A 14,496-nucleotide genomic window follows, 5' to 3' on the forward strand; every position below is an offset into this window, starting at 1 on the left:
ACGGGGCCGCACAGTGTGCGGCATCGGCCGTGCAACGCTGCGTTGGGGTCCGGGGGTTCACCGCGTCATCGGCTTGGGCCTATGCTCGCGGCCGCGGCGACGCGCCGCTCGCAGGAGTTCCACGATGTCGATCACCACCACCGCGACCACCGCGTCCAACGATGCCCCGCGTCTGCTCCGCACCTTGTGCAACCACTGGCGGCACAAGTTCGAGATCACCCGCGACGACGAGGAAGGCCACGCCTTCATCCCGTTCCAGGGGGAGGACAACGGCGCCGACTTTTTCGTCGAGGACGACACGCTGCGCATCGTGCTGACCCAGCCGACGGCCGAGGACAGCGAGCGCTACCAGACCGTCATCGAGAACCACCTCCAGCGCTTCGCGCGGGACGAGACGCTGGCGTTCGACTGGCAGCCGGGCTGAGCGCGCCGACAAGCCCGCCTCCTCGAGCGGGGACGGGCTGGACCTAGCGGTACCGCGCCTCCATCAGATCCAGATCGCGCACCAGCTTGCGCGCGACTTCTTCCGAGATGTCGCGATGCCGGGCGAGCGCGTAGATGCGTTCGCGCTCGGCGTGCACGCCCGCCAGGCGCAGCGCGCGCTCGGCCTCGTCGGCGCGGCGCAGCGCGGCGGCGTCCACGCCCAGCGCGCCCTCGCGGCGCAGCCGTTCCTCGTACAGGGCCATGACCCGCACCGCCGCGCTGGCGTAGAGGTCGGGGTTGGCCTGCGCGGCCGGCAGCCCGTGCTGCGCGCGTTCGACCGCGGCCACGGCGGCGACCGCCGCCTCGTGGCGGGCCAGGTCGACCTCGCGGTCGTCCTCGTCTTCCTCGGGCACTTCCAGTCCGCGCAGCAGCCGCGGCAACGCGAAGCTGCCCAGCAGCAGCGACAGGATGATCACCGCGGCGGCGAGAAAGATCGCCAGGTCCCGGGTCGGGAACGGGGTGCCGTCGTCGAGCACCAGCGGCAGGGTCAGCACGCCGGCCAGGGTGATCGCGCCGCGCACGCCCGCCAGCGACATCGCCGCGACGAGGCGGATGCGCGGCCGGGTGTCGTGGCGTCCGCTGCGGTGGAGCCCGATGCGCAGCGACACCCAGACCCAGGCGAAGCGCAACGCGAACAGCCCGCCGTAGATCGCGAACACGTAGACCGCCAGCCACCACGGATCGACATGGCCGGCCTCGCGCACCGAACGCACCGCGCGTTCGAGGATCCACGGCAACTGTTCGCCCAGCAGGACGAAGATGATGCCGTTGAGCGAGAACTGCACCGTGTCCCACACGGCGGCGCGCTGCACGCGCGTGGTCGCCAGTGCACGGCCGCTGAGTTCGACGTAGCTCATCGTCACGCCCGCGGCGACCGCGGCCAGGATGCCCGACGCACCGACCTGCTCGGCCAGCAGATAGGCGCCGAACGGGGTCAGCAGGCTGATCAGGATCGGCGTGCCGGCCTCCTCGCCGAACACGCGCGAGACCAGCGCGTGGCCGCGGTTGATGCCGATGGTCAGCAACACGCCGACCGCGACCCCGGCCAGCGCCAGCCACAGGAAGGTCAGCGACGCCGACAGCAGCGAGAACGTGCCGGTCAGCGCGGCGGCGACGGCGAAGCGGAAACACACCAGGCCGGACGCGTCGTTGAGCAGCGATTCGCCTTCCAGGATGTGCATCACCCGCTTGGGAATCGGCGCGCGCGCGGCGATCGAGGACACCGCCACCGGATCGGTCGGCGACAGGATCGCCGCCAGAGCGAACGCGACCGCCAGCGGCATCACCGGAATCATCCAGTGGATCAGCAGCCCCGCGCCGATGACGGTGAATACCACCAGGCCCAGCGCAAGCTGCAGGATCACGCCGCGGTCGCGGAACAGGCCGCCCTTGGGAATCCGCCAGCCGTCGAGAAACAGCAGCGGCGGCAGGAACAGTACGAAGAACAGGTGCGGATCGAGCGCGACGCCCTGGCCGAACACGCCCGCGATCGTCGCCCCCAGCGCGATCTGCACCAGCGGCAGGGGCAACGGCAGCCAGCGCGGCAGCACGCGGGTCAGGTAACCGCTGGCGACCACCGCCAGCAGCATCACCAGCACGACTTCGATCGAATGCATTGCGGAACGGCGCGGCGCGGGGAGCGAGGCCGTCACGATAGCGCCGAAGCGCGCTGGCGCGGCGTCCACACGGGCCCTGCATCGGCCCGCACCTAGAATCGCGCTCCCCGCTTGTGATGGACGCTCCGATGGACAATCCGCTGCTGGATCAATCCGGCCTGCCGCGTTTCGACGAGATCGAGCCGGCCCATGTGGCGCCGGCGATCGACGCGCTGGTCACCGAAGCCGGAGCGGCCCTGGCGCTGGCGGGCCGCACCCAGCCGGTGACCTGGGACCGCGTGGTCGCGCCGCTGGAGGACGCCACCCAGCGTCTGGGCCGGGCCTGGAACCAGGTCGGTCATCTCAATGCGGTGGTCAACACGCCGGTCATGCGCGAGGCCTACAACGCCGCGCTGCCCAAGGTGACGGGGTTCTTCAGCGCGCTGGGGCAGGACCAGGCGTTGTTCGCCGCCTATCAGGCCTTGTCCGACCAGGCCGATGCGCTCGGACTCGACGCCCTGCAGCGCCGGGTGCTCGACCATGCCCTGCGCGACTTCCGGCTGGGCGGCGCGGCACTCGACGATGCCGATCGCGCGCGGTTTTCGGAGATCCAGCAGGCGCTGGCGAAGCTGTCCTCCGAGTTCTCCGAACACGTGCTCGACGCCACCGATGCGTTCGCGGTCTATGTCGAAGACCTCGCCGAACTCGACGGCCTGCCCGAAGAGACGCTGGCCGCCGCGCGCGCCGCGGCCGAGCGCGACGGACGGGCGGGCTGGAAGCTCACGCTGCAGATGCCGTCCTATCTGCCGATCCAGACCTATGCCACCAGCCGCGACCTGCGCGAGCGGTTCTATCGCGCCTATGGTCTGCGCGCGTCGGAGTCCGGGCCCGAGGCGCTCGACAACGGGCCGCTGATCGGGCGCATTCTGGCGCTGCGCGACCAACAGGCACGGCTGCTCGGCCACACGAACTACGCCGAGCTCTCGCTGGCGACCAAGATGGCCAGCGACCCGGACGCGGTGCTGGCGTTTCTGCGCGATCTCGCCGCGCGCGCACGGCCGCATGCCGAGGCGGACCGCGAGGCCCTGGCGGACTTCGCCCGCGAACAGCTCGGCATTCCGTCGCTGGAGCCCTGGGACATGTCGTTCGCCAGCGACCGGCTGCGCCAGGCGCGCTACGACTATTCGGCGCAGACGGTGAAGCGCTACTTCACCGAGGATCGGGTGCTGGCCGGGCTGTTCGACGTCATCCAGTCGCTGTACGGCCTGCGCGTCGAGCGCGACGAGGCGCCGGTGTGGCACGAGGACGCGCGCTTCTACCGCCTGACCGATGCCGACGGCACGCTGGTCGGCCAGTTCTATCTCGATCTGTACGCCCGCGAAGGCAAGCGCGGCGGCGCGTGGATGGACGACTGCCGCAACCGCCGCGCGACCGCCGACGGCGTGCAGACACCGCTGGTCTATCTGGTCTGCAACTTCGGCCGCGGCACCGGCGGTCGCCCGGCCACGTTCACGCACGGCGAAGTCACCACCCTGTTCCACGAGATGGGCCACGGCCTGCACCAGCTGCTCACGCGGGTGGACCGCCTGCCGATCGCCGGCATCAACGGCGTGGAGTGGGACGCGGTGGAGCTGCCGAGCCAGTTCATGGAGAACTTCTGCTGGGAGTGGGACCGCGTGCAGGCGATGACCGCGCACGCCGACACCGGCGAACCGCTGCCGCGCGAACTCTTCGACCGCATGCTGGCCGCACGCAATTTCCAGAGCGGCCTGCAGACGCTGCGGCAGATCGAATTCTCGCTGTTCGACATGCTGCTGCATTCGGATTTCGATGCCGCCCGGGACGACGTGCAGGCCCTGCTCACGCGCGTACGCGACGAGGTCGCCGTGACCCGCATCCCCGACTGGCATCGCTTCCCCAACCAGTTCAGCCACATCTTCGCCGGCGGTTACGCGGCCGGGTACTACAGCTACAAGTGGGCGGAAGTGCTGAGCGCGGATGCCTACGCCGCGTTCGAGGAGACCACGGACCCGCTGTCGGACACCGGTCGGCGCTTCCGCGACGAGGTGCTGTCGCGTGGTGGCAGCCGGGATGCGATCGAGAACTTCCGCGCGTTCCGCGGGCGCGATCCTGACATCGCCGCGCTGCTGCGGCACAGCGGGATGTGAAGCACGTTCCGCCGAGGGCGGAACGCATCGACGTCTCGCTTCCCCAGGGAGCGGAGGCCGCCTGTCGCGCAGGGGTGGGGTGAGCGAAGGACGCTCGCACAGCACGCTGCCGGAACGGACCGCAATCCGACCCCGACTTAGCGCCACGCCCCCGGCCTGCGCGCCGGCATGAGCGCATCGGTCGACACGCGAACGGACCGCGCGCAGGCGCGTCGCTTCACTCCGGGGGGAACGGCGCGCGAATGCGCAATCCCACGACACCCTCACGTCTCCGGTGCGAGCATCCGCGCCGGTTCCCGACGGAAGTGACGCCATGCGCCTGCTCGTACTGCTGTGTGCCCTCGCGATGCCGGCCATCGCCTGGCTGTCGCAGACCGGTGTGTTCGGGCCCGACCAGGGCACCATCTCCGACCGCTATCCCACCCTGCTCGTCGCCGCGGGTTATGCGTTCTCGGTCTGGGGGCTGATCTTCCTGCTCGATCTCCTCTACGCCGGGTGGCAGGCGACCGGGACGCGGCGCACCGATCCGCTGCTCGGCCGCATCGCGCCGATCGCCGCCCTCGGCTTCTTCCTCACCGCGATCTGGATGCCGCTGTTCTCCGCCGGCCTGTTCTGGGCGTGCGTGGTGGTGATCTTCGGCGCGTTGATGGCGCTGGCCTGGTGCGCCGTGCAGCTGTCGCGCGCGGGCAACGCGAAGCGTTACCGGCTGGCGTGGCTGGCGCTGTCGGTGCATGCCGGCTGGCTGTCGCTGGCGGCCTTCCTCAACGTCGCACAGACGATCGTGGCCTACGAGCTGCTGTCGACCACCCGCATGCTCGGCTGGAGCCTTGCGCTGTGGGCGATATCGGCGGTCGTGCTGCTGGTCCTCAACCTGCGCATGCGCGGCAACATCGCCTATCTGGCGATCGCACTGTGGGGGCTGTTCGCGGTGTGGTTCAAGCAGACCGAATGGCCGTTGACCGGCGCGGTGACCTCGGCATGGGTGGCGCTCGGCATCGGTGTGGTGCTGGCGATCCAGACCGCCGTGCTGCAACTGCGCCTGCGACACCGCTGAGCCGGGCGCTGCGGCGCGTTCACGCATCGTGCGGGCGGGCATTGCGACGCTGTGCCGCCAGTACATCCCACAGGGGGTCCCATGTTCCGTCCATCCATTGCCGCCGGTCTGTGCGTGCTCGCCTTCGCCGCGTCACCGGCCTCGGGCCAGGTCACCACGACGCCGCTGCAGCACGTCAATGCGCAGCCCGAAGTGTCGTCGCAGGCCGGCCGGCAGACCGGCGTGGTCACGATGGACCACGACGACGGCCACCAGGTCATCGTCCGGTCCTACGAACCGCGCTCCGCGCAGTCGGCGCAGTACCGCATCGACTTCACCGCACTCGATGCGGACGGCGACGGCTACGTCGACCGGACCGAAGCCAAGGCCCATTCCGCACTCGACGCGGAGTTCAACGCGATCGACAGCAACCGCGACGGACGCCTGAGCCGCGAGGAACTCGCCGGCTGGCTGCGCTGATCGGTCGCACCCCGGCGCGACGCAGCCCGGCCGTGCTGCGCTAGCCTATGCCGCCTCCGGCCACCGGTCGGCGATGGAGTCCGTGCGTGAACCAGAGTCCCCATGACGACACCCATGCGCCGCGTCCTCGCGGCCCGCTACTGGTGGGCGCCGTCTTCGTCGTGATGATCGGCATCTTCATCGGCGCGCTCGGTGCCACCGTGCTGCTGCGCATGAGCATCGGCTCGGCCGGTGACCTGAAGGCCCGTGAGGCGATCCGCTTGCATGCCCTGCTCGATGCACCCGCGGGCATCGCCGATCCGGCGGTTTCCGCCGAACGCACCACCGCGGCGTTCGCGCACAGTTTCATCGTCAGCACCGCGGCGATCGATGCGGTGTCCTCGCTCGACGAACGCGCGCAGCTGGTCGACATCGCCCGCTGGATGGTCGCGACCGATGCACTGTCAGCACGCGAAGACGCGGTCTCGCGCTGGGCGATGATCGCCGCCCGCTGCGTGGACACGAATGCCGAGGCGCCGAAAGACGCCGCCAACTGCGTGCGCGACGAGATGCCCCACGACGTGCCGATTCCCGATCACGCGCGCGACTGACGCATCCGCAGCGCCCGGACAGCAGAACGCCCGGCCGGAGCCGGGCGTTCCGGTCCCACGATCCGCGCAGGACTCAGTCGCGCGATTCGCTGACCACGCGGCCATCTTCCGGATCGAGCTTGAGGTCCATGCGCTGGCCCTGGGCGTTGTCGGCTTCGGCTTCCCACATGCCGTCGTCGAACTTGACGTCTTCGATCCGCGTGTAGCCAGCCGCGGTCAGCTTGGCGCGGATATCGGCTTCACCCAGATTCGTGGCGCCCGCGGTTTCCGGATACACACGGCCGCTCGCCGGGTCCAGGCGGACGTCGATCATGTTGCCGCTGGCGTCCTTGGCATCGGCCTTCCATACGCCGTCCTTGAACTCGACATCGTTGATCTCGGTGTAACCGCCCTCGGTGAGCGCCGCGCGCACCTGGGTGCTGGTCATGGCGTCCTGCGCGGCGGCGGCGGCGCCGGCGGCGAGCGAAAGGGCCAGTACAAGGCCACGGACTGCGGTGGTGTGCTTCATCGTGACACTCCTGCGTTCTGAGTGCGGGGAGTGTTCGACCGGGGCTGCGACGTGCGGGTGAACGCACCACGGCGCAATCCAGCGCCGTTCACGCATGCGAGCGCCGCGTTACGACGGGCGGCCCCGCGCAGGCGTCACGCCGCGAGCAGCAGGCGCAGATCGTCCACGAAGCCGGCGTACGCGTCGGCCTGGGCCTGCGGATCGCCCTGCCGCAGGACCCAGGACGGATGCACGGTCGCGAACGCGCGCACCCCGTCCTCGCGCGTGCGCCAGAGGCCCCGCTCTTCGGTCAATCGCACGCCGGGTCCGAACACCGCGCGCGCGGCGCTCGCGCCGAGGCAGACGATGCGCTCGGGTTTCACCTGCGCGATCTCAGCGCGCAGCCAGCCGTTGCAGGCCTCGATGTGCGCGACGTCCGGGCGCTTGTGCAGCCGGCGCTTGCCGCGCGGCTCGAAACGGAAATGCTTGACCGCATTGGTCAGATACAACGCGGTACGGTCGATGCCGAGTTCGTCCAACGCGCGGGAGAACAGACGCCCCGCAGGACCGACGAAAGGACGTCCGGACAGGTCCTCCTCGTCGCCAGGCTGTTCGCCGACGATCATCGTGCGCGCGTGCGCAGGCCCTTCGCCGAACACGGTCTGCGTGGCCGGCTGCCACAGCGGACAGCGGCGACAGTCGCGCGCGGATTCGCGCAACGCGTCGAGCGTGCCGGCCACGACCGGCGCGGGCGCCGGCGCCGCGGGAATGCGGCGACGCGGCGCTTCGTGTGCGCGCTCGGCCATCTCGCGCACGCGCAGGCCGGCGTCGCGCATCAGGTCCGGCAGCAACGCCGCCTCGGGCAGCAGCTTCCAGTATTTCTGCGGCATCTCCGACCGCATCATCGTCGGGTTGAGGCGCGCCGGATTGAAGATGTTGGCGTAGTAGGTGCGCCACAGATCCTCGCGCGCATCTTCCGACGGCGCATCGGCGCGCACGCCGCCGTCGGCGAATGCGATCGCTTCGCCGTCCCACAGGGCGGTCCGGTACGGCGTCACGATCGCCCAGCGCATGCCGGCGAAGCGGCGCGCGAAGAACGGCGCGACGCGATCGACGATGTGGTGGTCCGGCTCGAACCAGGCGACATATTCCTCGTCGGCGCCGGGTACCGCGCGGAAGCGCACGAAGGCCTTCATCTTGTGGCTGTCGCGGCGCACCGCCTGCGCCATCGTGGTGGCGCGATGCACGTCGGGATCGGATGCACGCTGCAGCAATGCGCGTTCGCCCTCGGCGATGCGCCAGAGCATGCGGTAGAGCAAACCATGGCGGTCCTCGGCGCGGTTGCAGAGCACGGCACCAGCCAGCGAGAGGAATTCGGAGGGCACGCGCGGGGCGGTGCGTTGCGCAGGCAGCGTCGACAGGTCGAGTCCGCCGAGCAGCGAGCCTTGGGCACCGCCGCTCCAGTCGAGCTGTTCGGGTGGCAGGCCGGCGCACAGGGCGGCGCGCGCAGCAACGCGCCACGCGGTGGCGTCCCAGGGCGGGTCGACCTTTGCGGTGACGCGAGTCAAGTTTTCTGGACGCACGGGGGGCAGTTGCTTTTGCTCCTTCCCCCGTCGACGGGGGAAGGCTGGGATGGGGGCAAGCTCACAGACCGAAGCGATCGGAAGGTTTGCCCCCACCCAACCCTCCCCCATGCATGGGGGAGGGCTTCAAATTTTGTGTCTGAAGCCTGGGCGCGATCCGTCATGACTGCGACGCGGATCAGAACAGGCTCGCCTGCCGCGGCTGCGGGGCGAGTTCGTTGCGCAGCCGCGTCGGATCGTCCAGGCGCTGACGCGGGTGATGGCCGGGCGTGATCACGAACGGCATGATCTTCTTCAGCGGCACACGCAGCCGGGCGAGATCGTCGAGGCGCAATGCGCCGTGCGGACGCGCGGCGATGATGCGCTCGACGTTGCGCGTGCCCAAACCCGGTACGCGCAGCAGCATCTCGCGCGGCGCGCGGTTGATGTCGACGGGGAAGCGCGTCGGATTGCGCAGCGCCCAGGCCAGCTTGGGATCGACGTCGAGATCGAGCATGCCGGGTGTCTCGGCGTCCACGTCCTCCGCATTCGCCGCGTCCGGCGTGATTTCCTCGACATCGAAGCCGTAGAAGCGCAACAGCCAGTCGGCCTGGTAGAGACGGTGCTCGCGCAGCAGCGGCGGTGACTGCAGCGGCAGATTCTTGGACGCATCGGGAATCGGACTGAAGGCCGAGTAGTACACCCGCCGCATCCGGTAGGTGCCGTACATGCGGTTGCTGGTCTCGAGGATGCTGCGGTCGTTGGCATCGTCGGCGCCGACGATCATCTGCGTGCTCTGGCCGGCCGGCGCGAAGCGCGGCGCCTTGGCGCGGCGCACCGTCACCGCCTGGCGCTTGATCCGGCACGCGTCCTTGTCCTCGTCGATCCGCCATTTGAGTTCGCCCATCGCGCCGTGGATGCCGGCATGGGTCTTCTCCGGCGCCAGCGCCGACATGCCGGCCTCGGTCGGCAGTTCGATGTTGATGCTCAGACGGTCGGCATAGCGTCCGGCTGCGGCCAGCAGCTCGGGCGCGGCATCGGGAATCGTCTTGAGATGGATGTAGCCGGCGAAGCGATGGTCCTCGCGCAGGCTGCGCGCGACCTCGACCATCTGCTCCATGGTGTAGTCGCCGCTGCGGATGATGCCGCTGGAGAGGAACAGGCCTTCAATGTAATTGCGCTTGTAGAAATCCAGCGTCAGCGTCACGACCTCCTCTGGCGTGAAGCGCGCGCGGCGCACGTTGCTCGACACCCGGTTGATGCAATACGCGCAGTCGAAGATGCAGAAATTCGTCAGCAGGATCTTCAGCAGCGACACGCAGCGGCCGTCGGGCGTATACGAATGGCAGATGCCCATGCCTTCGGTGCTGCCGATGCCGCCGGTCTTCGACGAGTCGCGCTTGTTCGCACCACTCGACGCGCAGGAGGCGTCGTACTTGGCGGCATCGGCGAGGATCGCGAGTTTGTCGGTCAGGTTCACGCGCGTACTGTGCCCGTCAATCGTCTCAGGCCATGAGACTGCCCGACCTGCCCGTCCATCCCGTGAGGGCAGCGCGAGGCTGGCGTCGTGCAGGCGCATTCACAGAATGTGGCCGCGCCGACCGGTAGCGTGCGCGGAGGGTTCGCCGACCGGCACCCATGCACGTGGACACTGGGGCCGCACCATCGACATGCCGAACCGAGCTCGCCGACGCGCCGGCGCCCTGCTGGTTGCCGCATCCGCGGCATTGACCAGCGCCTGCACCGGCCCCCAGTCCATGCTCGATCCCGCGGGCCCCGCTGCCGCGGAGATCGCGCGGGGGGGCTGGCTGATGACCGGCCTGTTCACCGCGGTCTGGATCGGCGTGCTGCTGTTGCTGTGGCACACGCTGCGGCGGCGCGATGCGGGCGCGGGCCCCCGTCGTCCCGAACGTCTGATCCTGTGGGGCGGCGTGGCGCTGCCGCTGGTCGTCGTGGCCGCACTGCTGGTCTACGGCACGCTGACCAGCGCGCGCGTGACCGGCGTGGGCAGCGAACCCGACGCGGTGGTCGAAGTGACCGCGCGGCAGTGGCAATGGCATTTCCGGTATCGCGACGCGAACGACCAGGTCATCGGCGAGAGCATCGACGAACTGGCGATGCCGCTGGGCCGGATGATCGAGTTCCGCATCACCAGCGAAGACGTGATCCACAGCTTCTGGATTCCGCGGCTGGGCGGCAAGGTCGACGCGATTCCCGGCCGCATCAATACGCTGCGACTGCGCGCCGACCGCGACACGCCCATGCGCGGGCAATGCGCCGAATTCTGCGGACTGGAGCACGCGCGCATGCTGTTTCCCGTGCGCGTGATCGCGCCGGAAGCGCTCGCCGGCTGGCTGGCCGAGCGGGATGCGCGGCCTGCCGACGCGCCGCCCTCGGCGCAGGCACCGGCGGGTCGCGCGCCGCCCCGCCACGGCGCTTCGGAGGACGTGCTGTGAGCGCCGCGACGCCCGACCACACCATTCCCACGCCCGGCGACCACCTGCGCCATGCCGACCGCCTCGCACGACTGACGCGCGTGTGGGCCAACGGCCCCGGCATCGTCGGCCAGCTGACCGCGGTCAACCATTCCACGGTGGCGATGCGCTTCATCGTCACCGGTTTCGCGTTCCTGCTGGTCGGCGGTCTGCTGTCGATGTTCATGCGTCTGCAGCTCGCGTGGCCGGGTCTCGACGTGCTCGACCCGCAGCGCTACGCGCAGTTCGTGACCATGCACGGCACGACGATGATGTTCCTGTTCGCGGTGCCGATCATGGGCGGCTTCGGCATGTATCTGGTGCCGAAAATGATCGGCGCGCGCGACCTGCCGTTCCCGCGGCTGTCGGCGTTCGGCTACTGGTGCTATCTGTTCGGCGGCCTGTTCCTGTACTCGAGTTTCATCTTCGGCAGCGTGCCCGACACCGGCTGGTTCATGTACACGCCGCTGAGCGATTCGACCTATTCCCCGGGCAAAGGTGCGGACTTCTGGCTGATCGGCGTGACCTTCGCCGAAATCGCGGCCGTGGTCTCGGCGGTGGAGATGATCACCGCGGTCCTGATCACCCGCGCGCCGGGCATGGACCTGCGGCGGATGCCGCTGTTCGTCTGGGCGATGCTGGTCACCGCCTTCATGATCGCGTTCGGGTTTCCGCCGCTGATCCTCGCCAGCATCCTGCTCGAGATCCAACGCGCGTTCGATTTCGCGTTCTTCGAGGTCGCGCGGGGCGGCGACCCGCTGCTGTGGCAGCACCTGTTCTGGCTGTTCGGCCATCCCGAGGTCTACATCATCTTCCTGCCCGCCGCGGGCGTGGTGTCGATGGTCGTGCAGACCTTCGCGCGGCGTCCGATGATCGGCTACACCTGGATCGTGCTGGCGCTGGTGGCGACGGGCTTTTTGAGTTTCGGACTGTGGGTGCACCACATGTTCGCGGTCGGCATTCCGTTGTTGGCGCTGGCGTTCTTCAGCGCGGCCAGCATGATGGTGGCGATCCCGACCGGCATCCAGATCTTCGCGTGGCTGGCCACGCTGTGGGCCGGCAAGCCGTGGCTGCGCGTGCCGATGCTCTACATCATCGGCTTCTTCGTGGTCTTCGTCTGCGGCGGGCTGACCGGTGTGATGCTGGCCTTCGTGCCCTTCAACTGGCAGGTCCACGACACCCACTTCGTCGTCGCCCATCTGCACTACGTGCTGATCGGCGGTCTGATGTTCCCGCTGTTCGCGGGCCTGTACTACTGGCTGCCGCTGGTCAGCGGACGCATGCCGTCGGAGTCCCTGAGCCGCAGCGGGTTCTGGCTGGTGTTCATCGGCTTCAACCTCGCGTTCCTGCCGATGCATGTGACCGGCATGGTCGGCATGCCGCGGCGCGTGGACACCTATGCGATGGAGCTCGGCGTGCACTGGCTCAACCTGCTGTCGACCGCGGCGGGCTTCGTGATGGCGGTCGGCGTGATCGCGATCCTGATCGACGTGGTCCTGTGCTTCGTGCTCGGCCGCCGCGGTGTCGAGAACCCGTGGCAGGCCGGCACGCTGGAATGGGCGATGCCGACACCGGTACCGACCTACAACTTCGCTTCGGTGCCGCAGATCGAGAGCCGCTATCCGCTGTGGGACAACCCCGAGGTGGTCGAGGCCACCCGGCGCACCGACGGCCTGCTGGGCGAGGCGCACGACGACCGCCGCGAACTGCTCGGCACCGGCATCCAGTCCGGTCGCCCCGAGCAGGTGATCCGCATTTCGGACTCCACCTGGCTGCCGCTGTGTGCGGCGCTGGTGATCGCCGTGCTGCTGGGCGGCTTCATCAGCTCCCAGTACTGGCTGTCGATCCTGATGCTGGCGCCGCTGATCGGCCTGTTCCTGCACTGGGCGTGGACCACCGGCGATCGTCATGCACCGGCCGAAATCGAAATCGCGCCGGGGCTGCGCCTGCCCACGCAGGCAGCGGCGCAGAACGCGCCGGGCTGGTGGGCGCTGGTCGGCACCCTGCTGATCGACGGCTCGTTGTTCGCCTCCCTGGTGTTCGCCTATTTCTACCTGTGGCTCAACGCACCGGCCTGGCCAGCGGGCGGCGCAGCGGTGATGGCGTGGACGCCGGCGCTGACCGCGTTGGCCATGCTGGCGTTGCCGCTGCTCGCGGCGTGGCGCGGCCCGGTGGCGCTGGCCGCCGGCCGTCAGCGCGCGGCGATCGTGTGGCAGGGCGTGGCGATCGTCGGTGGCATCGCGTTCCTCGCGCTGCACCTGCCGGCGCTGTGGGCGGCGGTCGGCGCGCCGCAGGTGCATGCCTATGCGTCGGTGGTGTGGACGCTGGCCGGCTTCCACGCCGTGCACGTGTGCGTGGCGCTGCTGATCGGTGGCTTCACCGCGCTGCGCATCCATCACGGCTATGTCGACGCGGTGCGCCGTCTCGAGTCGCGGATCGCCGCCGGGTTCTGGCGCTATACGGTCGCCATCGGCGTGATCACCTGGGCGGTGCTGCACGTGTTCCCGAGGTGGCTGTGAACCGGCCGCCACGCATCACCCTGACCCGCATGAGCGTGCCATACGCGCTGTGGGCGCTGCACTTCGTGGCCCTCTACAGCCTGCAGGGCCTGGCCTGCGCGCAACAGCTGTGGCGCGACCGCGTCGGCGGGCTGGAGCTGATGACCTGGGTGCTGTGGGCGCTGACCGCGCTCGTCCTCGCCGCGATCGCGTTCGAGGCCCGGCGTGCCTGGCAGATCCGTCGCGCGCTGACGGTCAGCGACCAGACCGGCCGCGCCGACCACGAGCGACGCCATTTCCTGGTGACACTGACCCTGCTGGGCGCGGCGGTGTCCGCGCTCGGCGTCGTGTTCACCGCGTCGCCGCTGGCGATGCTTCCGACCTGCGCCTGAGGCGCCCGATACCCCATGCGTGACGATCTCAAACAGCCGGTTCCCGACACCCAGAGCCACACCGTGGAGAGCGTGCTGGCGATCGCCAAGCACCCCATCCACCCGATGCTGGTGACGTTCCCGATCGCCTTCCTGTCGATGGTGGTCGTCACCGACGTGCTCTATCTCTGGCTCGACGCTCCGTTCTGGGCCGAACTCTCGTTCTGGCTCAACGTCGGCGGGCTCGGCTTCGGCGTACTCGCCGGCGTTGTCGGCACGATCGACATGATGTCGATCCGCGTCGTGCGCCGGCACGTGTCCGCGTGGAACCACTTCATCGTCGCCGTGATGGTGCTGGCGATGGCCGCGCTCGGTGTCTGGCTGCGCCTGCCCGGGCACCAGGAAGCGGTCTGGCCCTGGGGCCTGCTGTCGTCGGCGACGATGGCGGTGCTGGTGGGCGTGGCCGGCTGGCTCGGCGGCACGCTGAGCTTCCGCCATGGCGTGGGCGTGTACGGAGACGAGGAGACCGAGGCGGCCAGTGGGCGCGATGCGGTGGAGAAGCCGCCGGCGGAGTAGGGTTTGCCGTTTTGCCGTTCGCTGTTGCTGTGGCTCCTGCCGTTGCGTTCGCTTGCTTCTACCCATTCGCGACGCCATCCAGCATTGGCCTACCCGGAGGGCGCCGCCCATGGATGGGCGGCGTTTTCCGACCGAGGCAGGATGCCGAGTCGGAAAGTCCCGAAGAGCTAAAAGCCGCG

At 69.4% G+C, this 14,496-nt stretch carries 13 protein-coding genes; 9 read left to right on the forward strand and 4 right to left on the reverse strand.

Going from position 1 to position 14,496, the window contains the following annotated elements; all coding sequences use genetic code 11:
- The first annotated feature begins 124 nt into the window (after positions 1-124).
- Positions 125-424, forward strand: a complete 300-nt coding sequence (locus CURTO8I2_RS15010) for a DUF2218 domain-containing protein (protein ID WP_159682044.1) — start codon at positions 125-127, stop codon at positions 422-424.
- Between the two features lie 43 nt (positions 425-467).
- On the opposite strand, the gene CURTO8I2_RS15015 is transcribed toward CURTO8I2_RS15010, so the two are convergent.
- Positions 468-2,099: a Na+/H+ antiporter gene (locus CURTO8I2_RS15015; RefSeq protein WP_159682045.1), complete on the reverse strand. Its 1,632-nt coding sequence runs from the start codon at positions 2,097-2,099 to the stop codon at positions 468-470.
- A gap of 128 nt (positions 2,100-2,227) precedes the next feature.
- Between CURTO8I2_RS15015 and CURTO8I2_RS15020 the strand changes: the two genes are divergently transcribed.
- From CURTO8I2_RS15020 to CURTO8I2_RS15035, 4 genes are all read left to right on the forward strand, one after another.
- Entirely contained in the window at positions 2,228-4,246 is a 2,019-nt protein-coding gene (locus CURTO8I2_RS15020; RefSeq protein WP_159682046.1) for a M3 family metallopeptidase, read from the forward strand.
- Positions 4,247-4,559: 313 nt separating this feature from the next.
- Complete coding sequence (locus CURTO8I2_RS15025) at positions 4,560-5,300, forward strand: hypothetical protein (protein WP_159682047.1); 741 nt, start codon at positions 4,560-4,562, stop codon at positions 5,298-5,300.
- An 81-nt stretch (positions 5,301-5,381) separates the two neighbouring features.
- The gene (locus CURTO8I2_RS15030; protein WP_159682048.1) at positions 5,382-5,759 is read left to right on the forward strand and encodes an EF-hand domain-containing protein; all 378 of its coding nucleotides are present in this window, start codon (positions 5,382-5,384) and stop codon (positions 5,757-5,759) included.
- 86 nt (positions 5,760-5,845) lie between these two features.
- Complete coding sequence (locus CURTO8I2_RS15035; protein ID WP_159682049.1) at positions 5,846-6,349, forward strand: hypothetical protein; 504 nt, start codon at positions 5,846-5,848, stop codon at positions 6,347-6,349.
- A 73-nt stretch (positions 6,350-6,422) separates the two neighbouring features.
- Here the strand turns inward: CURTO8I2_RS15035 and CURTO8I2_RS15040 are convergent, their stop codons facing one another.
- From CURTO8I2_RS15040 to CURTO8I2_RS15050, 3 genes are all read right to left on the reverse strand, one after another.
- Positions 6,423-6,857 carry a PepSY domain-containing protein gene (locus tag CURTO8I2_RS15040; RefSeq protein ID WP_159682050.1) on the reverse strand — a complete coding sequence of 145 codons (435 nt, stop codon included), beginning with the start codon at positions 6,855-6,857 and terminating at the stop codon, positions 6,423-6,425.
- Between the two features lie 134 nt (positions 6,858-6,991).
- Entirely contained in the window at positions 6,992-8,404 is a 1,413-nt protein-coding gene (locus CURTO8I2_RS15045; protein ID WP_236551180.1) for a UdgX family uracil-DNA binding protein, read from the reverse strand.
- A gap of 193 nt (positions 8,405-8,597) precedes the next feature.
- The gene (locus CURTO8I2_RS15050; protein ID WP_159682052.1) at positions 8,598-9,878 is read right to left on the reverse strand and encodes a putative DNA modification/repair radical SAM protein; all 1,281 of its coding nucleotides are present in this window, start codon (positions 9,876-9,878) and stop codon (positions 8,598-8,600) included.
- A gap of 277 nt (positions 9,879-10,155) precedes the next feature.
- On the opposite strand from CURTO8I2_RS15050, the gene CURTO8I2_RS15055 reads away from it, so the two are divergent.
- Genes CURTO8I2_RS15055 through CURTO8I2_RS15070 form a run of 4 tightly spaced genes read left to right on the forward strand, consistent with a single transcriptional unit; the run spans position 10,156 to position 14,317 of the window.
- On the forward strand, positions 10,156-10,854 hold the full coding sequence (locus tag CURTO8I2_RS15055) for a cytochrome c oxidase subunit II (protein WP_159682053.1): 699 nt from the start codon (positions 10,156-10,158) through the stop codon (positions 10,852-10,854).
- A complete protein-coding gene (gene ctaD, locus CURTO8I2_RS15060; RefSeq protein WP_159682054.1) occupies positions 10,851-13,391 on the forward strand; it encodes a cytochrome c oxidase subunit I in 2,541 nt (846 codons plus the stop codon). The genes CURTO8I2_RS15055 and ctaD overlap by 4 nt, the downstream gene beginning before the upstream one ends.
- A gap of 29 nt (positions 13,392-13,420) precedes the next feature.
- Positions 13,421-13,762, forward strand: a complete 342-nt coding sequence (locus CURTO8I2_RS15065) for a hypothetical protein (protein WP_159682055.1) — start codon at positions 13,421-13,423, stop codon at positions 13,760-13,762.
- Between the two features lie 15 nt (positions 13,763-13,777).
- Complete coding sequence (locus CURTO8I2_RS15070) at positions 13,778-14,317, forward strand: DUF2231 domain-containing protein (protein WP_159682056.1); 540 nt, start codon at positions 13,778-13,780, stop codon at positions 14,315-14,317.
- The last annotated feature ends 179 nt before the right edge of the window (positions 14,318-14,496 follow it).

The organism is Luteimonas sp. 9C, from assembly GCF_902506295.1.
Taxonomy (GTDB): Bacteria; Pseudomonadota; Gammaproteobacteria; order Xanthomonadales; family Xanthomonadaceae; genus Luteimonas.